The organism is Shewanella pneumatophori, from assembly GCF_023283895.1.
Taxonomy (GTDB): Bacteria; Pseudomonadota; Gammaproteobacteria; order Enterobacterales; family Shewanellaceae; genus Shewanella; species Shewanella pneumatophori.
Genome location: NZ_JAKILB010000007.1, coordinates 38,611 through 62,158, shown reverse-complemented (window position 1 = coordinate 62,158; position 23,548 = coordinate 38,611). Strand labels below are relative to the sequence as shown.

Annotated in this window: 19 protein-coding genes; all 19 read right to left on the bottom strand. The window is 44.1% G+C overall.

Annotation, left to right across the window (positions count from 1 at the left end):
• Nucleotides 1-6: 6 nt before the first annotated feature.
• The 19 genes from L2740_RS12340 to L2740_RS12250 all read right to left on the bottom strand — a co-directional run bounded on the left by L2740_RS12340 (nt 7) and on the right by L2740_RS12250 (nt 23,538).
• Nucleotides 7-978 carry an HlyD family secretion protein gene (locus L2740_RS12340; RefSeq protein ID WP_248950495.1) on the bottom strand — a complete coding sequence of 324 codons (972 nt, stop codon included), beginning with the start codon at nt 976-978 and terminating at the stop codon, nt 7-9.
• Nucleotides 968-2,359: a TolC family protein gene (locus L2740_RS12335; protein WP_248950494.1), complete on the bottom strand. Its 1,392-nt coding sequence runs from the start codon at nt 2,357-2,359 to the stop codon at nt 968-970. The genes L2740_RS12340 and L2740_RS12335 overlap by 11 nt, the downstream gene beginning before the upstream one ends.
• A 215-nt stretch (nt 2,360-2,574) precedes the next feature.
• Nucleotides 2,575-4,023, bottom strand: coding sequence for a metalloprotease TldD (gene tldD / locus L2740_RS12330; protein ID WP_248950493.1), 1,449 nt, complete (start codon nt 4,021-4,023; stop codon nt 2,575-2,577).
• A gap of 145 nt (nt 4,024-4,168) precedes the next feature.
• A complete protein-coding gene (locus L2740_RS12325; RefSeq protein WP_248950492.1) occupies nt 4,169-5,002 on the bottom strand; it encodes a carbon-nitrogen hydrolase family protein in 834 nt (277 codons plus the stop codon).
• Nucleotides 4,926-9,266: a YhdP family protein gene (locus tag L2740_RS12320; protein WP_248950491.1), complete on the bottom strand. Its 4,341-nt coding sequence runs from the start codon at nt 9,264-9,266 to the stop codon at nt 4,926-4,928. Before L2740_RS12320 ends, L2740_RS12325 begins: the two co-directional genes overlap by 77 nt.
• Entirely contained in the window at nt 9,266-10,732 is a 1,467-nt protein-coding gene (gene rng / locus L2740_RS12315; protein ID WP_420833532.1) for a ribonuclease G, read from the bottom strand. Before rng ends, L2740_RS12320 begins: the two co-directional genes overlap by 1 nt.
• Before the next feature lie 208 nt (nt 10,733-10,940).
• Complete coding sequence (locus L2740_RS12310; protein WP_275974211.1) at nt 10,941-11,537, bottom strand: Maf family protein; 597 nt, start codon at nt 11,535-11,537, stop codon at nt 10,941-10,943.
• A gap of 95 nt (nt 11,538-11,632) precedes the next feature.
• The gene (mreD, locus tag L2740_RS12305; protein ID WP_248471109.1) at nt 11,633-12,121 is read right to left on the bottom strand and encodes a rod shape-determining protein MreD; all 489 of its coding nucleotides are present in this window, start codon (nt 12,119-12,121) and stop codon (nt 11,633-11,635) included.
• Entirely contained in the window at nt 12,118-13,005 is an 888-nt protein-coding gene (mreC, locus tag L2740_RS12300; protein WP_248950490.1) for a rod shape-determining protein MreC, read from the bottom strand. The genes mreD and mreC overlap by 4 nt, the downstream gene beginning before the upstream one ends.
• Nucleotides 13,006-13,046: 41 nt before the next feature.
• On the bottom strand, nt 13,047-14,096 hold the full coding sequence (locus tag L2740_RS12295) for a rod shape-determining protein (protein ID WP_012278897.1): 1,050 nt from the start codon (nt 14,094-14,096) through the stop codon (nt 13,047-13,049).
• 183 nt (nt 14,097-14,279) lie between these two features.
• Nucleotides 14,280-18,728, bottom strand: a complete 4,449-nt coding sequence (locus tag L2740_RS12290; protein ID WP_248950489.1) for a DUF6701 domain-containing protein — start codon at nt 18,726-18,728, stop codon at nt 14,280-14,282.
• On the bottom strand, nt 18,721-19,206 hold the full coding sequence (locus L2740_RS12285) for an MSHA biogenesis protein MshP (RefSeq protein ID WP_248950488.1): 486 nt from the start codon (nt 19,204-19,206) through the stop codon (nt 18,721-18,723). Before L2740_RS12285 ends, L2740_RS12290 begins: the two co-directional genes overlap by 8 nt.
• Nucleotides 19,196-20,098, bottom strand: a complete 903-nt coding sequence (locus L2740_RS12280; protein WP_248950487.1) for a PilW family protein — start codon at nt 20,096-20,098, stop codon at nt 19,196-19,198. Before L2740_RS12280 ends, L2740_RS12285 begins: the two co-directional genes overlap by 11 nt.
• On the bottom strand, nt 20,098-20,661 hold the full coding sequence (locus L2740_RS12275) for a type IV pilus modification PilV family protein (protein WP_248950486.1): 564 nt from the start codon (nt 20,659-20,661) through the stop codon (nt 20,098-20,100). Before L2740_RS12275 ends, L2740_RS12280 begins: the two co-directional genes overlap by 1 nt.
• Nucleotides 20,651-21,124: a pilus assembly FimT family protein gene (locus L2740_RS12270; RefSeq protein ID WP_248950485.1), complete on the bottom strand. Its 474-nt coding sequence runs from the start codon at nt 21,122-21,124 to the stop codon at nt 20,651-20,653. The genes L2740_RS12275 and L2740_RS12270 overlap by 11 nt, the downstream gene beginning before the upstream one ends.
• Nucleotides 21,125-21,306: 182 nt before the next feature.
• On the bottom strand, nt 21,307-21,759 hold the full coding sequence (locus L2740_RS12265) for a prepilin-type N-terminal cleavage/methylation domain-containing protein (RefSeq protein ID WP_248950484.1): 453 nt from the start codon (nt 21,757-21,759) through the stop codon (nt 21,307-21,309).
• A gap of 14 nt (nt 21,760-21,773) precedes the next feature.
• Complete coding sequence (locus tag L2740_RS12260) at nt 21,774-22,280, bottom strand: type II secretion system protein (protein ID WP_248950483.1); 507 nt, start codon at nt 22,278-22,280, stop codon at nt 21,774-21,776.
• A gap of 100 nt (nt 22,281-22,380) precedes the next feature.
• Entirely contained in the window at nt 22,381-22,977 is a 597-nt protein-coding gene (locus L2740_RS12255) for a type II secretion system protein (RefSeq protein ID WP_248950482.1), read from the bottom strand.
• A gap of 69 nt (nt 22,978-23,046) precedes the next feature.
• Nucleotides 23,047-23,538 (bottom strand): hypothetical protein, encoded by a 492-nt coding sequence (locus tag L2740_RS12250; RefSeq protein WP_248950481.1) that lies wholly within the window; start codon nt 23,536-23,538, stop codon nt 23,047-23,049.
• Between the last annotated feature and the right edge of the window lie 10 nt (nt 23,539-23,548).

The following is a 23,548-nucleotide window of genomic DNA, read 5'->3' as shown; positions in this document are numbered from 1 at the left end:
CTTGCCTTAAAGGGTGAATAGCACCGACATACCTACTCGTAGATCGGCAATAGGCTTATTGGGACGTAACTCAACCTGGAAAGTACGCATATCAAAGTCATGGCCGCTCTCAGTCGCACGCCAAGTCGCAAAGTCGCCCATCACGGAAATATGGCTAACAGTAAACTCAACTTGCTGATCCAGCGCTGGGATTGTTAGCTTTAACACATCACCTTGCTTAAACTGTTTAAGCTGATCTTCACGTACTTGGAACACAGCCCACGCATCGCTCATATCAATCAAACTCACCACAGGGAAACCACTTGGTGCTAGCTCGCCAGCTTGTAATAACACTTCACTGATCTCACCCGTTTTAGGTGAGCGCATTTGACTGTCTGCCAAAATTGCGGTGACTTCATTAACCGCACCTTCTGCCATACGCGCATTACCCGCTGCCGCAGCTTTGGTTTCTACTCGCGCACCTTCATCTGCCATTTGATACATGGCTAATGCTGCTTGTTCGGTATATTTAGCCGCTTGCCACTGAGTAAAGGCTTCGTCGCGTTTTTGTCTAGCCAGCACGCCTTCATTAAACAGCACTTCAACGCGATCAAAAGTAGTACGCGCTAATTTTGCTGCCGCTTGCGCCTTGAGCCATTGTTCTTTAGATGCTGCAATTTGTTGCTTACGCGCACCATTATCAGCTTCTTGTTGCATGGCGAGTGCCGCATCTCGGCCACCCTCAGCTTGCATCAATTTCGCTTTTAACTCTGGGCTGTAAATAGCGTATAGCAAGTCGCCTTCAGTGACTTTATCACCGCGTCTAACCAACACTTCTTCAACACGGCCAGGCACCTTAGATGACACGTTATATTCACGCGCTTCAATTTGCCCTTGCAGTAGCTGTGGCTTGGGGGTGTAAGCAAGGATTAATCCATATACTAGTGCACCAATTAATACGATTAACGCCAAAATGGCTAAAATACGGTTAGTGCGCATTAGTATCCCCTTGCTGAATGCTTCTACCTATAAATTCATCTAGCTGACCGCTTATTGCCATCAGTCTTGCGTATGCTTGTATATAGCGGTATTGCGCGCCTAATTGCTGAGTCGCTACTGCGTTAAGCTTAAGCTCAGCATCAACTTTCTCAATTGATGTCGATAAGCCTTGTTTAAAAGCGATATCTCTTAAGCGCTTATTCTCTTGAGCTAAGCTCATAGAAGTATTGAGTGATAACACTTCTTCTTGTGCTTGCAACATTTGGCGGTAGCTTTGATCGAGTAATAAGTTTAAGTCTTGCTGAGTTTGCGCCTTGGTATAGCGTGCTTGCAGCAAAGCACTTTGTGCCGCCTCAACTTTGCCACTGCGACCGTCTCGACTAAGTAATGGCATGGTAAAGCCAACTCCTAACATCCAGTCAGGTTCGATTTGAGAAAACAGACTATCGTCTTCATACAAGGTGTAATTACCGTAAAGAAATACCGTTGGCAGATAGCTGCCCTTCTCTACATCTACTAACCCTTTAGCCTGTGCTTCTTTAGCTTCTAACAGCTTTAAAGCAGGATGCTGCGCCATAGTTAATTGCGCTAGTTGCGGCAGTGATGGCGAGTTATGCAACATAAACAGCGGCGAAGTAGTATCCACTTGTCTCTCGTGCAACATGCGCGATAGTGCAATCATCGCCATTTCAGATTGACGCTTTGCACTACCATAACTAACTCGTGCATTTTCCAGCGCTACCTGTGCATTAAGTCGCTCGACTTTAGCAATTTGACCTTGTTGCTCTAGTTTTTCAGCGTGAGATGCATGTAAGGTCAATGAATCAACTAGTTCGGCTTGAGTGCGCGCTAGAGAATCAGTCACAGCTACTGCGTAGTAGCGATCCACCAGCTGCAAAAATAACTCGCGACTAGTAAGCTTTAATTGCTGCTCTTTTTCGGCAACCTGAGCTTCGTGGATCCCTTGAGCAGCTGAAATTTTACCGCCGGTGTAGATGGGCCACATAGCTTGCAGACTAGAGCGGAAAATATCTTGTTCGGTGAATGGGGTAACAAATAAGCTTCCAGGGATCCCGGCTAAAGCGCCACCTAGAGCTGGCGGCAGCGTTGCAGGATCAATTGCAGCAAGGGGGTTAAGATCGCGGAGATCGAGTTCAATCGGCTTTTCTAAGCGAGTATAACTACCGGTCAAATTAATCGACGGTAGATTCATATCTTCACCGGCTTCGCGTTCAGCTTCTGCGCGGTTAACTTCTTGCGCCCCCGCTTGCAGTTTATCGCTGACTTTAGTCAGCTGCTGCCAAGCCTCATCAAAGGTCATTGGTTTAGCTTGAGCCGTTATCGGCAAAGTCAGTAAAATCGCACACAGCAAACGTTTCATCAGCACCTCTAGAGCTTTTACTCTAATTCCATTGGTAAATACTATCACTGCTATAAATAGCAAGCTAGGATTTAGACGAAACTCCTATCGCTAAATCCTAGACTATATTAATTTTTTTGCTTTACAGCGCTCAATATAAAATTTGAGCGGGTTTGCTAAAAAGTACTAATAAGTAAACCGAGCATTTAAGCTGTTAGTCATTAGGCTGTCAGCAATTAAGCGGTACCACCAACGGTTAATTTATCTAACTTCAGCGTTGGCTGACCAACACCAACAGGGACACTTTGGCCATCTTTACCACACACGCCAACACCTTTATCTAACGCTAGATCGTTACCGACCATAGAGATCTGGCTCATTGACTCCGGACCATTACCAATTAAGGTTGCACCTTTAATCGCTTGGGTAATTTCACCGTCTTCAATTAAATATGCTTCAGAAGCCGAGAACACAAACTTACCCGAGGTAATGTCTACCTGACCACCACCAAAGTTAGGTGCATAGATCCCCTTCTTCACTGACTTAATGATCTCAGCTGGATCTGATTCACCTGCTTGCATATAGGTATTGGTCATACGTGGCATTGGTAAATGCGCGTAAGATTCACGGCGTCCATTACCTGTAGATTGCTGGCCCATCAAACGAGCATTTAGCTTATCTTGCATGTAACCCTTCAAAATACCGTCTTCAATCAGCACTGTCTTTTGCGTTGCCACACCTTCATCGTCAATGGTTAATGAACCGCGGCGATTTGCCATGGTGCCATCGTCAACAACAGTAACTAATTCAGACGCCACTTTCTGGCCGACTTTACCACTGAAAGCGCTGCTGCCTTTACGGTTAAAATCACCTTCAAGTCCGTGACCAACTGCTTCGTGCAGCAGTACGCCCGGCCAGCCTGCACCAAGAACCACAGGCATTTCACCCGCAGGAGCATCAATAGCGTGCAAGTTAACTTGTGCTTGGCGCACCGCTTCACGTGCAAAGGCAAAGCAGTATGGTAAGCCATCGTCGCCATCTTCAAGTAGTACGCTGTAATCATGACGACCACCGCCACCTGATGCGCCGCGCTCACGCTTGCCGTCTTCTTCTAAAATGACGCTACAGTTAAAGCGCACTAGCGGACGAATATCGGCAGCTAAGGTGCCATCGCTTGCGGCAACTAAAATCTCTTCATGTACACCAGACAAGCTTACAACCACCTGAATAATACGGCTATCTAGGCTACGAATATAAGCATCGGCCTGCTTGAGCAGTTCTATCTTTTTCACTTCTTCCATGGCAGCAATTGGATCGCTGCTGATGTAAAGTGCCTTGTGGTCTTGCTTTGCCCATGCATTAACTTGTGCATTTCCGCCAGAGGTCGCAATGCCGCGCGCTGCTGTTGCTGCCGCTTCTAGTGCGCTTGGCGTAATTTCATCAGCATAAGCAAAACCCGTTTTCTCACCCGTAATAGCGCGCACGCCCACACCACGTTCGATATGAAAACTACCATCTTTAACTATGCCATCTTCTAGCACCCAAGATTCATGACGACTGCCTTGAAAATATAGATCGGAGAAGTCAATTTGATGCTCGTGGATACGCTTTAAATAGCTTTGTAAATCATCTATTGCTAGCCCATCTTGTAATAAGCTTTGTCCAACTTGAGTTAAAAGTGACATCTATTCTCTCTTTTATTAATTCGATAAAATTATTGGCAAAGCCGAGTAGCTTTGTAGCTAACTGACTCAGCTCGCTTAAATTGGGTTCATCGCTGTCGTGATTAAATTCTCACAGCTTTACTGTACAAGCGCTACTCGCAGTTAATCACGACTTAAGCTGTGGCGATACAAATCTGTTGTGGTTTATTACTGGCATTTTGGCACGAATACTATGTACGTTTTGTACATCGATTTCGGCTTGTAGCCAACCTGTACCTTGAGGCTTCTGTGCAATCACTTCTCCCCAAGGACTAACAATCATACTTTGGCCCCAAGTTTCACGGCTTCCACCGTTGTGCAGCCCCCATTGTGCTGCGCCAAACACAAAACATTGGGTTTCAATTGCACGGGCTTGCAGTAGCACTTGCCAATGCGCCTCTCCGGTAACTTTAGTAAATGCTGCAGGTACCGCTATCATCTCGGCACCAGCTTCGCGCAGCGCCCGAAACAGATCGCTAAAACGGATATCATAGCAAATCGCTAAGCCGAGTTTCCCTAAAGGTGTATCCACTACAACGATACGATCGCCTGGGCAAAATGCGTCACTTTCTCGATATTGTTTAGTGCCATCACTCACCTCAACATCAAATAGGTGTAGCTTGTCGTATTGGCCTAATACGCTACCATCAAGGTCAAATACGTAACAGCGGTTATATACTCGGCCATCTTCAGCCAAAATCGGAATACTACCGGCTACTAGCAGCAGTTGATATTTAGCTGCTAACTTAGCAAGCGCTTGCTTTAGCTTGCTATCTTCTTCGCGAGTAGCATACTGCAACTGCTGACTTTCTTGACCACCGAACAGCAAACAGCACTCAGGTAGCACCACCATATGTGGCACATCTTCACTGCGCTCTAATTGCTTAAGCTGCGACTCGATAAACGCTAGGTTGTCGGCTACGCTGCGACTGCTTTGACATTGCAATAGGCTGACTTGCATCTAACTCTCCTTGTTGGCGATTATCTTCAAGTGATGAAGTTGGCAATACTTGTGGCTGCGCTTGGGAATTATCCAACGCAGGCGCTGTATCTGGTTTTGCCTGTGACTCTATTTGTGGCTCTAGATCATTAACAGCCGCAGACTCGGGAGCGAGTTCAGCCACTTTAGGCTTGTGAGTCACCTCAGTAAAAGTGGTATTTGGCTGTGTTACAGCATTGAGCTCAACCGCTTGAGTATTAGTAGATTGAGTATTTGTAGATTGTGTATTGCTAGCTAGAGGCTTTGCGGCTGTATTTGCTTGTACTTCGTGTGATTCAAGTTTACTCGCCTTATCAGCAGGCGTATTACCTACAGGTTGACCGTCTTTGCTCGGTAGTGTTTTTGGCAATACCGATTCAGGGATCTCAATCTCTTTACTCTTCCGCTCTAGCTCTTCCAGTTTTGGTTCAGACATAGTGCCTGTTAACCTAAAGCGGATCTCTGAAATAACTTCAATCACAGGCTCAAGCACCTTAGTTAACGCAAAAGCGCCAAGGCCAAACGTCCAACCACCTGTACTCAATAGCACTACGGTTGGTACGCTCGATGCCAATTGCGGCACAAAGCGAATATCGTAATTTAAGCTCTCGGTGGTTAAATCTGTATATCCACGCACCTTCATATTACCGGCGACTGCATTCATCTCTGTATCAGTTGTTTTAACCACACCATTATCAATTTTCAGTGAGCCAGCAAAAGAATCAAAATAGAGACCTTTACCAAACACATCAGAGAAATCTAACGACAGCTTACGCAGCAGTGAATCTAAGCTGAATAGCGAGAAAATTCGCGCACCTTTGTCACTGACTTCTGACAAATGGCCTTTGCCTAAATCAAAGCTCACATCACCATTAAGAGTTTCAAGTGAAAATGCATACGGCGCACCTGTCCATGAAATATCCGCTTTCACTTCTGTAGGCGCATCTTTAAGACCAGGGTCAATACCCAGTTTTTCAGACAGGTAATCAAACTTACTAGCATCAAGACTTAGCTGGAACGAGGTGATGTTTTTGCCCTCTGTCATGTCCCAGTCACCCTTACCTTTTAATTCAACATTAGGCGCGGTTATTGATACAGTCTGGATCTGATAAGTATCTCCGTTTGGCGTACCTTGCAAAACTAGGTGTCCTAACGACTTGCCATATAAAGCAAAATCATCAACATCTACGGCCAATGGCGGTAAGTTTGCCATTATGGTGTCTGATTTATAGTGAGCAGTTTCTTCGGTGCGCGGCTCAGGCGCCATATGGAACTTTGAAGCAACAATCTTCAAGCCTTGATTGACCCAGTCAGGATAAAAGTCGATACGACCATCAAATTCTTGTGATGTAATATCAAAGCGCCACGCGTGATCCGTAGGGTTAGCAGTAAAATGGACATCCTCTAATGGTTGCCCCATAAGGTTAAGCCCGTTGAAGTTGGCATCAATAGAAACTAAAGCTGGGAAGAAGCCTAATGATTCAGCGATAACAGCCTCGTTTGCAGCCTGATCAACTTCTTTTGCACCAGTTTGACTCACAAAACCTTCAATGATCGGCAGCCAAGGTGAAAACTCGGTTTCGTCGATATCAATTTGCAAATGACCTTTAGTTTTACGCAGCATATCGCCCGGCTTAAATAACCGACCGAGTAAAATGTCGTAATGGGCTAGACGATTACCTGACTCGGCGTCAAAACCGCCCCAAAACTCTAGCTGATTATCCAACTTAATGCCGAGCGAGGCCTGTTTATTATCCCCTATCATCTCAGCGACTAAGCGCTTGGATTCATCTTGGCTTTTAGCAAAAGGAACCGGCAAGTTTAACTCTGTGCCAATTAAGTCACTCTCGACTCGCGCTTGAATACGATAACCAATAGGATCGAAAATCAGCCTTAAGTCACCGCTCCAATCAGCCTGACCGGTATAATAATCGCTAAGTGGATTAGCTAATTCTGCTGGCAAGTCTGCTAGCTGCCATTGGCCGTCTAGCTCAACATTAACGCCGTAGTTTTGATTCATGCTTTCGGTGTGAAAGCTAAACTGTAAGGGCTGTTGATACATTTTTGCAGTAAAACCTGTGCCCGTGACCACATCATTCACAAACTGCAATTGACCTGTTACACCAGTAAGCGCGATACCCGGCTCAGTGATATAAACAGGCGTGTCATCAAAAGTCACCGTACCTTTAATGACTTCACTCTCACCATCATACAGCGGAATGCTCAAATCAATCTGACCTGTAATATCACCAGAGATTTGCACTACATCTAGCGTTGCACCAACTGAATCAACCAGTGGTGACTTTTGGATCACGTCATTGGCGGCCTCAGCTTTGGTTGCAAGGTCGAGTTTTACTTGCAGTAAGCTCTTCTCCCCAAGCGCTGGAATACCAATGTAAGCTCCACTAGCGTTTACATCTAGTAATTGGCCTTGATTGATCCACAGATCCATTGAGTTATTTTCAAACAGTGCAGACAGGTTTAATTGATCTACTGCCGGCCAGCTTTCTTCAAACTCATAGGTCGCATCGCTAAGGGTAAAGCCTGCCTGAAATAAGCCATTATGACTAGCGTAAGGGTAATCATTAAAAGCGCCATGCCACAGCACAACAGCGTCATCAGTTTTACCCGCTTTTAACGCTTGCGTTAAGTAACTCACAAGCTCGCTGCTCATGCCGTTTAGCGGAAAATACTGATGCACATTGGCTACATTGTGAATGTTAACATTGGCAAGTAAGGCCATATGGACGGAATCAGCAAACTCTAAACGCACCGCGCCATCTATGTCCAAATCCTGATTATTAAAATGGATCTTAGGTAGAGATAACGCGAGATCGGCAATGTTAAACTCACCGCTAAAGCTGTCACCAGCAAGCTTAATCGGTGCTTCAAAGCCACCGTTAAAATCGAGCGTATAATTCTGCTGAGGTAAAGCAAACTGCACAGCGTCATCTACAAGACTAACTTTGGCGTCAATTGGCGCAACACCTAAAATAGCATCACTGGCCTGCCAGCTGACTTGCTCAAGGGTTAAAGCAACTTTTGGCTGGCTAAGTAAATTATCCCAGTGCGCGCGAATATTTTTGACTTTGCCCGTTGGATTTAACGACTGCCAAGTTCTCAGCCCTTCTGGCTCAACGCCCGGAACTAATGGCAGCAAGGGTAATAACATACTCAAATCTAACTGATTTAAGCTTGCGTCGACACCAGACTCACATTTACGTGCTATTAGCTCTAGTTCTGGCCACGCTTTACCATTGGTTGAAAAATGCAGATTATGGCTATTAAGTGCCCAGCCTTGCTCAGCTGGTCGCCACAGGGCTGCACCGGATTCGATAGTAAAACGTTGAGGCTGTTTATTTAAATGCCACTCAAGCCAGCTTGGCTCAAATGCGACGGTAACAGTGTCGATATTACGGTTAGAAAACTCCGCCCAAGCCTGCAAGTTAACTACGCCTTCTAAAGGTAGGCGCTTAGTTGCATCGTATGGGTTAGGTTGTCGTGAAGCCCATTCGCCAATATCGAGCGAACTCGCAGCTAAGTAGAATTGCCCCACCAAAGACTCTGGTCGATAACCGCTACCTTTTAAGTCAACATTTAGTGCTAATTGCTCCACCTCAGAGGCATTTTCATCTAAGAATAACTTACCTTCACCGCGGTGACGGTTATTGGCGTTACGCCACTTCATATCTTTAATAAAGATTGGTCGATAAGCATGCTGTTGGCTAAGCAGTTGAAAGCGTGCATCGGTGATCGAGAAGCGATCAAGTTGCTCTAATAGCAGCTTATACAACCAATCGGTTTGCATCGCAGTTGAGGATTCCCGCGGCTTTAGTGATTTTAAATGATCGAGATCTAACGCCACATTCACGCCATCAAAAATCACATCTTCAATTTGTGGGCTGGCAGTCACTATGCTTTGCCAAAAATCGAATTTTACGTTGACCTGATTGAAGATCAGCGTCACGGGTAAGTTGTCTTGTGCAGGTAATACAAAGTTTTTTACCGTCAATGCCGGACCATAAGCCTGCCATTCGGCCGCAAGTTTACCTACCTGAACTTCTACTTGGTATTCCGATTCCACATAATTGATCAGCTCGACTCGAACTTGATCAAGTTGTGGTAACAGCCCTCGAAACAGACTTACCATAAGTGCAAATAGCACTAAAATGATGGCAAGGAATTGCCAGCAAAATCGAGGGAAGCTAAAGGAGCGCTTTTTAGGCGCGCATGTCTCTGGTGGCACTACATTATCACCACATCAAATTTGTTTTGTGCATACATAGGCTCGCTTTGTAGGCGAACTCGCTTACCAATATAAACTTCAAGCTCACCAAGCAAATGACTCTCATCACCTTTGAGGCTGTTAAACACTGCTGGAGCACAATAAACTAAAAACTCATCGGCATCGTAACCACGATTCAAGCGAATGATCTCTCTAAAGATCTCGTAAGATACCGTTTCAACCGTTTTTAAATTGCCTGTGCCTTGGCAAGCTGGGCACTCCCCACAAAGTACATGCTCTAAGCTTTCGCGAGTACGCTTACGCGTCATCTCCACCAGCCCAAGACCAGAGAAACCGCTGATATTGGTTTTAACGCGATCGTTGGCTAAGGCGCTTTCTAAACTAGCAAGCACACGCTTTTTATGATCATTATTGAGCATATCAATAAAGTCGATAATGATGATGCCGCCCAAATTACGCAGACGTAACTGGCGAGCGATAGCATGAGTTGCCTCAAGGTTGGTGTTAAAAATGGTTTCTTCGAGGTTACGATGACCCACAAACGCGCCGGTATTGATGTCGACGGTAGTCATGGCTTCAGTTTGATCTATGATCAAATAGCCGCCTGACTTCAGCTCGACTTTACGCCCTAATGCACGTTGCACTTCATTTTCAACATCATACAAATCAAAAATCGGGATCGGGCCGTTGTAATGCTCAAGCTTATCCGCGATCTCTGGCATAAATTCTTGCGCAAACTGCTGTAACTCTTCATAAGTTTGCGCTGAATCGACTTGGATCTGATCTAGCTCAGTACCAACAAAATCACGCACAATACGTACTGGCAGCGCTAGATCTTGATATAACAATGACACGCCACGACGTTTGCGGCGCTCACTCACTTTGGCCCAAACCCGTCTTAAAAAGCCTGCATCTTGAATAAGCTCGTCTTCACCGGCACTTTCTGCCGCGGTGCGGATAATAAAGCCGCCGTCGTCATCTACAAATGGCTGAGTAATTTTCTTCAGGCGTGCACGAATAGCTTCTGACTCAATACGCTGAGAAACACCAACGTGACTAGAGCCTGGCATGAAAACAAGGTAGCGGGAAGGTAAGGTAATATCTGTGGTTAAGCGTGCGCCCTTAGTACCAAGTGGATCTTTAACCACTTGCACCATAATATCCTGCCCTTGCCTAACCAGCTGAGCAATATCACGCACAACAAAGTTGCCTTTTTCTACATCGGCAACGCATTCGGTATGCGGCACAATATCTGATGCATGCAAAAAAGCGGCTTTATCTAGCCCGATATCAACAAAAGCGGCCTGCATACCCGGCAGTACACGGCTCACTTTGCCTTTATAAATATTGCCGACTAAGCCACGCTTCATGCGTCGCTCAATGTGGACTTCTTGCAACACACCATGCTCAACTAAGGCTACACGTGCTTCGGTAGGTGTTACATTGATTAAGAGTTCAGAGCCTATTTTTTTCTGCACTCTGCTTTGCGCGAATCGACTTCTACTCACAACTCACCCCACTTAGGGAAATAGCTAATTTAAAAAGGATTTGGCGTAAATTGTGGTCAGATTAAAGATCAAAGGCTAAAGAGTAAGGCTTTAGCCTTTGATATCGTTTGCAATGAATGACTTTATAGCGCGGCGAATACTGCCTGTTTATTACTACTTGTTATGGCTATAAAACTTGCATCTCACACAATAACGCGCGGGTTTCTACCAAAGGTAACCCCACTACCGCGGAATAACTGCCGTCGATAGCTTCAACAAAATTTCCACCTAAGCCTTGAATACCATAGGCTCCGGCTTTATCCATCGGCTCGCCTGTGGCGATATAAGCGAGAATATCCGCCTCAGTTAAGCCACAAAATTGCACTTGAGTAGTGACTAATCGACTAACGGTTTTAGTACCATCAGTAAGTGCAACCGCCGTCATAACTTGGTGACGTTTTCCAGACAAGCTTGCCAAGATTTCAGCAGCATTCGCTTCATCTGTCGGCTTGCCTAAAATAGTCTCGCCTTGCACAACTATGGTGTCAGAACCTAATACTACTGCTTGCTTATCATGACCATACAGCGCTAAACCCGCTAATGCTTTCTCTTTAGCTAAGCGCACAACAAAGTCTGTTGCTGACTCACCCGCATGATGACTTTCGTCAATATCAGCGGCGAGAATATCAAACTCAAAAGACGTGTTATTGTCAGCTTTTAAGAATCCTAACTGGCCTAACAGCTCTTTACGACGAGGAGATCCCGAAGCAAGGACTAACTTCATAATCAATTACCTTCTTAATAAGCTTTGATCCACTCCACTTGTTGTTAGCGCAATACTGCTTAGCATTACGCTACAAGTAGACACACCTTGTTAGGTTAACGAACCTTGTATAAACGTCTTACACGGCGCAAGATCCAGAAGATCCACGGCCACATAATTAAGCTTGAAACAGCTGGGTAAAACAGGCTGATATCAAATACAGCGCTGTCAGCAACAAACTGCACCCAGAACACAACTAAGTTATACAGCGCTACCTGCATGGCAACTACAAGTGCTTGCTGCCACATAGGAAAGTTACGTAAACGCTGAAAGTGCAGCACCACAACATACACCACTACTGACATTGCAAAGGCACGAATGCCTAAGGTTGCTCCGAGCAAGATATCGAGCATTACGCCCAGTACCCACGCGGTTAAAATATTGTATCTATGGGGCAAAGCCATTGCCCAGTACATGATAACCAGTAATAACCAGTCTGGACGCCAAGCTTCAACAAGATCAGGCAGTGGCATGATCTGAAATAACATTGCCACCAACAGGCTGAGCCAAACTACCCAGCGGCCATTTGCCACATGTATACTCATTGCACGCTCTCTTGACTCGCTTTTATAGCTTCTTCGACACCTGCTGGCGGTGTGAGTTCAGCGCCATCAGATTCGATGTCAGGCCAAAGTAATAATAAATAACGAATTCTATCTAATGCAGCTAAAGGTTGAGCAACTACGGTTGCGTAACTCTTGCCGTCATCTTTTTCCACGCTCATCACTCGAGCAACTGGGTACCCCTCAGGAAAACGCTTACCAAGACCCGATGACACCAATAAATCACCGACGCGAACATCGGTACTCTTAGCAACATGCCTTAGCTCAAGCTCATCAAGCACGCCAGTACCGACAGCAAGCAAACGCACATCATTGCGGGTAATACGCACAGGGATACCGTGCGTGGTATCAGACAACAAAAGCACTCTGCTGGTTAGCTCACTCACTTGCACCACTTGGCCAACGACGCCTTGAGCATCTACCACTGGCTGACCAACAAACACGCCACTGCGCGAACCATGGTTAAGCACCACGTATTGACGGAAAGGATCGCTCGCAACTTCCATCACCTCAGCAACCACCTTTTTAGCATCCATATGCACAGGTGAGCCAAGTAGCCCCCGCAGGCGATCGTTTTCTTGGCGTAGATGCTCGAAACGCTGTAAGCGTTCACTCATCAGTAATTGGTGGCGTAGCAATTCTTTATTTTGTTTAGCAAGCATATTGCGCGTAGCAAGACTTTCAGCAGAAAGATCCAACAGTGCGCCGGGGATATTAGCCACGTATTGTAACGGGCTCAATAGCGAAGAAAGAGAGTTACGCACAGGCTCAAGCCTGTCATTAGCGACAAGCAAAATCACTGACATAATAACAGCCAGTGTTAGTCTAAATTGGTTGGATATTCCGCGAGCAAAAATAGGCTTCATAACAAACTAGGGCGGTTGAAAACCGCCCTTTTTAACCGTGATTAGTTTTCTTCAGAGAACAGGTCGCCGCCATGCATATCGATCATCTCTAAAGCTCTACCACCACCACGAGCAACACAAGTTAACGGATCATCAGCGATCATCACTGGAATGCCAGTTTCTTGCATTAGTAGTCTATCTAGGTCGCGAATAAGTGCACCACCACCAGTCAATACCATACCGCGCTCAGAAATATCTGATGCTAGCTCTGGAGGTGATTGCTCTAGTGCAACCATAACTGCACTCACAATACCTGAAAGCGGCTCTTGCAGTGCTTCTAAAATTTCATTGCTATTAAGCGTAAAGCTACGTGGTACACCTTCAGCAAGGTTACGACCGCGAACTTCAATCTCTAATACTTCATCACCTGGGTATGCAGTACCGATTGTGTGCTTAATACGCTCAGCCGTTGCTTCACCAATCAGGCTACCGTAGTTACGACGTACATAATTGATGATGGCATCATCAAACTTGTCACCACCGATGCGTACTGACGAAGAGTAAACCACACCGTTTAGTGAAATGATGGCAACTTCAGTTGTACCACCACCGATATCAACAACCATAGAGCCGGTTGCTTCTGATACTGGAAGACCAGCACCGATTGCTGCTGCCATTGGCTCTTCAATCAAATACACTTCACGTGCACCAGCACCCATTGCCGATTCACGGATTGCGCGGCGCTCTACTTGTGTTGCGCCAACTGGCACACACACTAATACGCGTGGGCTAGGACGGAATACGCTGTTGTTGTGAACTTGCTTGATGAAATGCTGTAGCATTTTTTCTGTCACATAAAAGTCAGCAATAACGCCATCTTTCATTGGACGAATAGCTTGAATGTTACCTGGTGTACGACCAAGCATTTGCTTTGCTTCAGTACCAACAGCCGCTACCGACTTTTGGCCAGAACCACTTCGCTCTCCACGAATAGCAACCACTGATGGTTCGTTTAGTACAATGCCTTCTTCACGGACGTAAATTAGCGTATTTGCTGTACCCAAATCGATCGAAAGATCATTAGAAAAAATGCCGCGTAGCTTCTTGAACATGTAACCAGCCTGTCTATGTGGAATCGTAGAAAAAAGAAATCAGGTAACTTTATCATGCTTCTTAAAATCCACAAGACCAGAGAGGTTAACAATTGCTAATGAAACGGTGTTTTTTTGCGATATATTGAGATATCTATAGCAAAGGGCAAGCCAATATCTTGTCTTACCCTTCATTACTGACATTTAGTTAACTTCTCGCCAATAAATTATCCTGTCGTGACCCCGATAAGTACCAAAGTAAGCTGTTGCTCGAGGATCTTGTAAACCGCTGGCTGAATCAAAAGCCCAATACCACTGCAGCCATTTATCAACATGTTGTTGTAGGCCAACTTCACCGTCAACATTAGGTGCAGGGAAATAGATAAAGCTATTGCCTAAATAGATTGTCCCTGACTTTCCAGTTCCGCCTATTTGGGTGAAACCTTCAACATCTTCTAGCCCTGCATCAGGTTTAAGGTTCAAACCTATATCGGCCGACTCAGCAGCACTTGTTGTATTAAAAACGGAACACTCATCAGCGGAGTTAACTTCCCAAGCGCCGCCGCTATTTACAAACTGGGTATTCACTGTAAGTCGAAGCTCTTCAGACGATGGACCATAAGCATTTTCAAGCAGCATACGACCATAGCGTAAAGCAAAGGCGCCACCGGTAGAACTTGACTCACCAATATCTTTAAAGGTGAATCCGATACAGCCACTGGCCAGAGATGCAGGATCTCGATAACAAATGCCATCGCTATCGGTCACATCATCCTTATTTAGCTCTAAATCAAACTTACCATTAAAAGGCACAGCTAAAGATTCTGTGCGCGGGTAACTAAGTTGACTACCACTCAAATAAGCTCGCTGAATAGTGTTAGTTGAGTCAGTTGGATAATAATCGACTTGCTCTGAAAGTGGTGAAACATCTTGTACAGCAAGCGCCGCACCATTCACAGAGGTTGCACCAGAGGTGTCGTTATAACTGCGATTCGTCCACTGATTACCGTGATAATGCCACCAATCACCAATTTGGTAGTTACGAGTCTCAGCGCCGACTTTGTTCATCCCTTTGACTTTTATGGTTGGCTCCATTCCTGATTGGAACCCAAAAGGCTGATCCATATAGGTAAAGCTATTACATTGAGCTTGAAGCGCTGGTGAATTAGCCTCAATAGATAGGAAGTACGGCGTAAAGCGCCCAAAGATATCACTGCTTGAGTTCGCCTCGGCAATGGTTGTGCCTAGATAGTTAACATCACCATCAAGTGCAAAACTGATAGCGCCAACTTCAGAATAAGTCTGGTTATTCATGGTAAATGGCGCACTGTTAGCTTTAGTAAAACTAAGCTGACTTTGGTCAATACTACCTAAGCCACCGTCATCAGCATCACCGTTAACCTTTAATGGCGCTAATAATTCTGGCTTAATACTCAAGTCTGTAAAACGGAAATTTCCAAGCGCTGGGCGATCTTTAAATGGCCTTGCATCGTCAACACCACAAACCGCTTTTACGCTCAAAGCAAAATCATCACCCGCCATAGCAAACTTAGTACAACTTGCTCCTGTACAGCCATTATTGCCCGATGGATTGAAGAAGTGAAAGCCGTCAGGCTTAGCCACAAACTGCTCACTATGAGTAAGTACTAAGGTTTCACTAGTTGAGCCATCTGGAGATTCAATTTCTTCAGTTAGCGTTGCTTCAAGCTCTACTCGACCAGCCTCAGGGTAATTCACATTCAGTAAGGCTTTACCATTCGTATCAAAACGCACTTGCAACTGCTCAGTTTCTCCACCACTGATCTCTACACTTGCCTGTGGTGAGTTCAGGCTATTAACCGTTAGCTTTTCAGCATTGGTTATGCCACTGGCATTAGGCGTTATGTAATTAAATGCCATAGCAAGTGGTTTAGTTTGATTAGCAAATAGCGGTACACACTGTTGACTATTTTGATCCTTTTTCACAGCAAACAGCTCAAAGTTAGTCGAGTTTTTACAGGAGGTTGAATCATCAATGTCAAAGTAGATGCCACTATCTTCAAAATTGAGCTGACATTGACTATTGGCCACTAAACTACCATCAATATAACAGCGATATTCACCACTAGGCGTAGTATTACCCAAGCCCAATGTGACTAAACCTCCTTGCGGATGCCATACATCAAGACTGGTGCTACCGTTAAAAGTCGCACTGGTATAATTGCTGCCGTTTTTAGTTAGGGTGATAAAAGCCGGATCTGGCAATAAAGCGCTACAGTTATCATTTGCGCAGGCTTGCACTGTCACCGGTTTTGCAGCGCAGCTTAGTGCTCCCGAGTCAAAACTGATGCGATAGTGATTAACCGGAGGTGGCTCTGATGCATATTCAAAAGCAAAATAACCGATACTTTCAGCTAAATGAGTTCGCTCGTTATCGAGTGCAGTGTCTTCATCTAAAACAAAACTGACCGTGTTATTGAAGCTGTCTTTTAGGCACCTACGTACCCAACCACCATCACCGCCTTTACGTTGGTTTTTGGTCGCAATAGTAATTGGTTGTGAGTCATATGTTTGAGCATAGTTATTGGAAAATGCACACTGCTGATTTAGAGTGCGAGTGCTATTACCTGCACCATGATTTAGTGCTGTAGAAAATTCATAAAGAACACTATCACCGCCATTATTTAAAGTACCTCTACCTATACCTGCAACATAGCCTAAGCTCTCTTCATGAAGAATCGTTCCACTAATCTCCGAACCTTCGATTGCAATATCAAAATCATCACCATCTGAATCAACATTGTTAATCACAGTTGTAAAAAAACGACGATTTTTATTGGTTAGTGATTGACCTATCATTGCAGGCTTACTGCCAAACTCATGTTCAAAGTCTACAGTTTCATAGCCACGCCCCGCACTAGGTAAGCGTTTACCTTGATACCAAGCGGTAGAGACTGCTCCCGCCTGCAATGCAGATCCCTTTTTCAAAAAACGATAACCAGGTTCCATGACAAAATAATCAACACGGGTCATCTTTTTGTTCAATACCGAGTTACCATTCGCATTTACCTGCTTAATTTTGGCAGTGCTCTTAGTTAAATTATCAACTCGAAGAGTTGATGGTTTGTCATTATTTGGACTACTACCATCAATCGTTGGCATAACAACAATGACAGGAGGCTCGGCATAGCTATTATTAAAGCTGATATTTGCGATTCCATCATTACTGAGTTCCGCCCGACCAAATTCAAATTGTGGTGAAGGACAGGTGAGTAACTGTTGGGGCGGTACTATGGCAAAACTATTTGTATTAGGTGTTTTCCAGTACAACTTAAATGCTTCATAACCAAATGCTTCATGAAATCTAAGCTCTATTCGGTGAGCACCTTCTTCGAGCGATACAGTCCCTTGATAACGGGTGCAATTACAAGTTGCGTGAGTCCCATAAAAACCAGTGATAACTTCACCATCAATCAACAACTCAATTGCATCATCGCCGTCAATAGCAAAGGTATACTCACCTGTTACAGGAGCTTCTATATATCCTTCAAAAATACCTAAGTATAAATCTTGATCCCTAGCTAGATTCGAGTGAGGATTAATGCCATTGCCCTTCTGGTTTAAATTATCTTCAATTGACTCTCCAATCTGATAGATGGTCTTTTTGAAATCATCAACAAGCGTCATAAATTCGCTGTCGTTTGCAGGGCTATAATTATCGCTATACCAGTCCCTAGTATCGTAAGTTCTGTAGGTTAATCCTTGGACATTATCTTGCCCAGCTGGACACTGTGCTGGGACAGCAGGATTAGGCTCAGGTCCTAATTCACAGTTAGGAGTTACATTTAAATTACCTGCGGTATTTTTAAATATAACGCGACTATTACCATCTAACTCAACTTTGTTCTTAGCAGATACGGCTCCTTCAACTGAAGAAGAACCGTCTAGTTCAATATCCTTTTCTGAAAAAACAAAACCTCTTAAATACGTTGCACCATTTAGAGTAAAGTCACCATAGTGGTACATTAACAACTGCTCCGCGGATTGCGATAAGCTCCTATTTTTGTGTTCGTATGCTTTTTTTACAAATAGGCTTACAGTACCCGCCCCTAAAGGTGGATAAATAACATTAACACCGTTATTTATCTCAAGTTCTTCTATCCAATATTGTCCTGGAGCAAACTCTAAATTACCGCTTGTTGCCTTCAAGTGCTTTATTTTATAAACACCATTATTAGTAACGAAACGAATTTTACGGGAGCTGCCCCCATTTAAGTGAATGTGCCCATACTCGTCACTAACAAGGTCTATTTCTCTATTGTTATAATCAGTACTAATATCATTATTACTATGTGATTTACATTGCTCAAATCCTATTCTGTCAGCTGGTGTATCAGCTGCACGACCAGAAGCAACGCATTCAATTCTGGGATAAGGAGATTGTGGCCAACATGATCTCCCTTGCTCATCTTCCACAGATTTAGCAGGCAACTTTCCATCCACAGGGGCATTTTCAAGGTGGGCACCGTGGTCAAATTCTATCTTGCCATTTTTATTATGAACATTTATCCCTTCCTGGAAAACGTTACTCCAATTAGACGCGAGCACTGGCTGAACTAATAGATTAATAAATAACACACTAAGCGCTATTTTTACTCCACGGTATTTAATCACGAGCTTCTACCTCTACCTGTCGGCTCACTCGAATACAACTCGTATCACTAGTTCCACCAGAGTCACAATCACCACTGCTACATGTGGCCGAACTGGATATTAAATATTGAGTAACATTATTAGTAAGGTAAGTAGTAGCGACTTCAGAGCAAGTCATTATGACTTGGCAACTATGAAAGCCCACAAGTCCCGTATCGCTGCCAATATTCCAAGTCGTTTGTGCGTTGCAACTCCCCGAACTACCATCTACAGGGAATAATGTCGCTAAACTTCGATCTGCCCCACTATTGGCAGCAGCTAAGGCACGAGTTCCCCATACCTCAACACTGATCTGTTGGTCTGCATCATTAAGTACATTTATTAAGGTCGCCGCTAACAAGAACATCACAGTGATAATGAATACACCAATAACTAGGGCGCTACCACGTTGCCTAGTGAAGTTATTCCTACTTGGTTTTCTTTGTAGTTTAAGGAACATTAATCACCTGCACTTGATGATGGTATTGAAAGCTCTGGCCTTGAACATCAAATAATGGATTCAGATGCACCATTGCATTATTTTTTAAGGTTCCCGGGGTGTAGGCCATAGGGCTATTGTTACCGATAGTGTTAACAATATTTTCAGCCATTAATACTCCGTCACCCATCTTATCTGGCGACGGTTGATCCGTAGGGTTATTAAAACCATAACCGCTATAACGGTTAAGCAGACTACTTTCAGCGCTAACCTGCTCAAAGCAATAACTAACTGCATCTTGGACGGCGAAATATCGCTGCCTTGGTGAGGCTGTATCAAAACGAACCTGACGACCAAAATTAACAGTTAAGTCATTGGTCGAATTGGCAGAAACTGCATCAATGCGAAATAACTTACCGTCGGTTTTACTGATAGCTGTAGAGGTATAAACATCAGCAGGGCTCAATGGGTATACCAAAAAAAACTGCCCTGCAGTTAACGAAGATGCCGTAGCTCGTGAAGGCATCACTCTAGCTTCTCTTGACTTAGCAGCTGGCATGATTGGCAATTCAATATAGGATGCACTCGCCTGAATTGGCATCATTTCAATACACTGCCATGCTGAACCATTAGTGCGTGTACCATTACTAACCCGAATGCTATTAGGCACTGCATTACGAATATCACGGGTCATTCGTTCTATCGCAAAGCGGCTTTGACTCATCACCTGATCGACCGAGGTTGCATCGACAAAAATGCGCGTACCAAAGATAAGAAAACTACTCACGCCTAGGACTAACACCCCAAGAATAATGATAACCGTGACCAACTCAACCAAGGTGAAACCTTTAGCCTTTAGCTGTTTTATTTTTCGTAGCTGCAAGCTAGAAGCTGAAGTTATCGATACAGGCATTAATAGTTACTCCTGATCGCATTGAACGTCATCACTTCACCGCTAGGTGTGGTCACATCAATAGTCACCAGTTTTGTATTTAAGCTTGGCAAGTTATCGTACTGCACTGAAACAGATAATGAGTAGTTCTTATAGCGTTCGGCATAGGTATCAGCGCTATTCAGCATCTGACTGTTGATATTAAGCCCAGCATAATCATCAACATCATTATAATCACTGCGATTCTCACCAGCATCTGGGCCTAAGTTAGCTGAAGCTGTACAGTCAAGCCCCGCAGGCAAACCAAGTGCAGGCTTAGCTGCTGTACCGCATGCCGGCACGCCTCCATTGGCATTGGTATTTTGATCATATCGCTTACCCCAGATCTCATTCAAAATGGAATGGGCAAGCTCTGCAGAGCGCACTCGATGTAAAGTATCAGCCGCACGTTCTGCTTGAGGGAATAACATGGTACTTAGCAGCACAAAGGCAATACTAATCACCACCATGCCAACAACAAGCTCAACTAAAGTAAAGGCTTGTTGTAGCTTTATACTTTTTAATAAATGCGCTCTAGCCTTCATGAATGTATCCCTCAGACTCTATCGCTAAAAATAGAGTTTCATCAGCAAGCACATTTATACAGGTGCCGTTACAGCGCGAGCCATTGACTATTGGCACTCCTTGACGATTAAACTCAATATTAAAGCTAGTAGCACCACCATTGAAAAGAGAGAGACTTGCACCACCTTGAAAAGCTTGAGGGGCATCTGTTCGAGCAGGGCTGCCGCTGCAGGCGCCATTAAAACGAATAAGTTGGTAGTCGGTTTCAGTGACTGACAAACGATAGCAACGATCTTGGTTATTCATCGCCATAATCTGCACTTTACGCAGTTCACTAATAAACTCATCACGCAAGGTAAATGCACTGTAACTCGAGGTAGTTAACAGTCGCGGGATCACCACCACAGCAAGAATGGCAATAAGGATAATAGTGGTAACAAGTTCAACTAAGGTAAAACCTGCTTGTCGCGGCGTTCTGTGCATTATTCGTCCTGAACAGTACTGCGGTGTTTAGACTTCGATTAAAGTAAATCAAACTAAAAGGATTGAGAGCTAACTCATAGAGTTAGTGTCTAACAATTTAATAAGTATGGCAAATAAAGCCGCTATTAATACGTTAGATACAAAAAAGGCCTGCTAGGCAGGCCTTTTACATCAAGCTAAAACTAGCACTTATCTGCTGTAGGCATCGCACTATATTTAGGCGGTGTCGATGCATCTTCAGCTTCTGTGTAAGTAAACTTACACGCTGTAGGAGCATCTGCTGGAGAAATATCAATAGCAGGAGCATCACCACCAGTAACTGGAGTAAAAGTCCAATCAGCTGCTGTGATATCTAATGCTTTCGCTAATTCAGCTGCATCAGCCTGAACATAACCGTAATTCAAAGTAGCACCTTCAATTAGCTCATCCGCATTCTTCTCTTTACCGGCAATAGCTGCTTTAGAGTAATAAAGTGAGTTAGCTCCCTGAATAGCACCTTTCATGCCTTGTAAAGTTGAAAGTCGCGCATCACCTTGTAAGTTAATAAACTTAGGCGCAGCAGTTACCGCCAAAATACCTAGAATGATAATCACAACCACTAATTCAATTAGCGTAAAACCATTTTGCTTTTGCATTATTAAAAGTCCTATTAACAACCTGTTTCAGTAATAACATAAGTAGGTATTTCGGAAGTGCTTTTTGCTTGGGTATAAACAACATTACATGTAGCACCGTCGCTTGGAGCACCTAGTTGATATATAGTAACCTGGCCTGCAGCAGGTGATGCTAATTCAATTACCCACTCTGGTTTAGTGTCTGGATCTGTATCAAAATCAACATCCATCGCTTTTTCAAAATCAGTCTCTGTAGCTAATAGATAGCCATAAATAGTTTGAACCTCGACCGGGTCACCAGCACTATCCGTTCCAATCTCAACAGCTGTTGCAGTAGAAGACTTTTCTTTACCAGCTAGAGCTGATTTGGCAAAAACTAAACCGTTAGCGCCTTGAATGGCACCTTTAACACCTTGTAGTGCTGACGCACGTGCATCACTTTGTAGGTTGATAAACTTAGGCGCAGCTGTTACCGCCAAAATACCTAGAATAATAATTACAACCACTAATTCGATTAGGGTAAAACCATTTTGCTTTTGCATATAAACCTCGAGCTTTTCTCTTGTACAAGCACTATATCTATAACATACAGTTACTTAGCTGTTATCTAGAAAATAACGTTTAAAATTAAATCAAGCGAGCTTAGTTAATAAAACTCTGCACCTGACCGTTACCTGGATTATAAGTCACACCTTTACCATCTGATGTATCAGGAGTTGGTGTCGGAATACCTGAGTCGTTTAGTGTTAAAGATTCCACTAAGTGATACACACATAAATCAACACTAGGAACATCATTACCATCAAGATCGATAACAAGGTCACCTGCGCCGTTGTCAACGCTAACTGCGTAACGAGATCCGCGAGCATCAACGCCTTCCAGTACATTACGTGGTGCATTTTGTAGCACAGTATTAAATACTTCACTACAGCTAGAAGCGTCCATCTCAGTAGCTAATTTACTACTTGTTCCTGTCGGGAAGCCAAAACGCGTATCCAGATATACACGAGCACCATCAAGTACTACGTTATTGTTATTACGGCCGTCAACCTCCCACTGAGAGCGCACAAAGCTGACTGCTGTGGCTAAACCACCAGCAACACCGTCTACACTTGCGTCTTCAGCATCTTCTGTCACATTTAAAAAACGTGGAATTGCGGTCGCAGCCAGTAAGCCAAGAATGACTATAACTATGACCAATTCAATAAGAGAAAAACCTTTCTGATACTGTTGTTTCATTTTACCCCCAGTCTTGTATACGGCTATTCTAGCAGTTTGTTAAAATTAGAAAACAGATAATTTCACTATTCATTGATCCCCTGTCAAAAAAATGACCCGCCCAGAATTGAGTTGATAGCTAATACTTCCGCCATCTACGCCAATATATCGGCATGTTTCAGTGTTTATATCATGCTCTGTAACAAAGTGTTGCCCATAACTATCACCCAACAAACTGCCTATCAGCTGTCGACAACCCGCAACATTTGTCTCATTTGGTACAGGCCAGCCGCCAGTAGACATGAGTACATAACTCACCTGCAAAGACTCTTGATTTAGATCTGTGCGCCAATCTAGCTTTAGCTGCTGTGGTTGACCACGGATCAACCACTGAGACTTAACGCCCGCTAACACATTTAACAACCTATTGTGCACTGTTTGAATATTAGAGTTACCCAATAATTTGATGCTATCAAAATGGCTAAAGGCTAAATAAGACAGTATTAACAATAGTATAATTATCGAAAATACTCTGCCTGAAAGACTCAATAATTCACGGTCTGACTTTTGCTGACTCAACATTGCTCAGACT

Coding starts and splice junctions, on each gene's coding strand:
- L2740_RS12340 (WP_248950495.1), bottom strand. CDS start 978: ATGCGCACTAACCGTATTTTAGCCATTTTGGCGTTAATCGTATTAATT.
- L2740_RS12335 (WP_248950494.1), bottom strand. CDS start 2,359: ATGAAACGTTTGCTGTGTGCGATTTTACTGACTTTGCCGATAACGGCT.
- tldD (WP_248950493.1), bottom strand. CDS start 4,023: ATGTCACTTTTAACTCAAGTTGGACAAAGCTTATTACAAGATGGGCTA.
- L2740_RS12325 (WP_248950492.1), bottom strand. CDS start 5,002: ATGCAAGTCAGCCTATTGCAATGTCAAAGCAGTCGCAGCGTAGCCGAC.
- L2740_RS12310 (WP_275974211.1), bottom strand. CDS start 11,537: ATGAAGTTAGTCCTTGCTTCGGGATCTCCTCGTCGTAAAGAGCTGTTA.
- mreD (WP_248471109.1), bottom strand. CDS start 12,121: ATGAGTATACATGTGGCAAATGGCCGCTGGGTAGTTTGGCTCAGCCTG.
- mreC (WP_248950490.1), bottom strand. CDS start 13,005: ATGAAGCCTATTTTTGCTCGCGGAATATCCAACCAATTTAGACTAACA.
- L2740_RS12295 (WP_012278897.1), bottom strand. CDS start 14,096: ATGTTCAAGAAGCTACGCGGCATTTTTTCTAATGATCTTTCGATCGAT.
- L2740_RS12285 (WP_248950488.1), bottom strand. CDS start 19,206: ATGTTCCTTAAACTACAAAGAAAACCAAGTAGGAATAACTTCACTAGG.
- L2740_RS12280 (WP_248950487.1), bottom strand. CDS start 20,098: ATGCCTGTATCGATAACTTCAGCTTCTAGCTTGCAGCTACGAAAAATA.
- L2740_RS12275 (WP_248950486.1), bottom strand. CDS start 20,661: ATGAAGGCTAGAGCGCATTTATTAAAAAGTATAAAGCTACAACAAGCC.
- L2740_RS12270 (WP_248950485.1), bottom strand. CDS start 21,124: ATGCACAGAACGCCGCGACAAGCAGGTTTTACCTTAGTTGAACTTGTT.
- L2740_RS12265 (WP_248950484.1), bottom strand. CDS start 21,759: ATGCAAAAGCAAAATGGTTTTACGCTAATTGAATTAGTGGTTGTGATT.
- L2740_RS12260 (WP_248950483.1), bottom strand. CDS start 22,280: ATGCAAAAGCAAAATGGTTTTACCCTAATCGAATTAGTGGTTGTAATT.
- L2740_RS12255 (WP_248950482.1), bottom strand. CDS start 22,977: ATGAAACAACAGTATCAGAAAGGTTTTTCTCTTATTGAATTGGTCATA.
- L2740_RS12250 (WP_248950481.1), bottom strand. CDS start 23,538: ATGTTGAGTCAGCAAAAGTCAGACCGTGAATTATTGAGTCTTTCAGGC.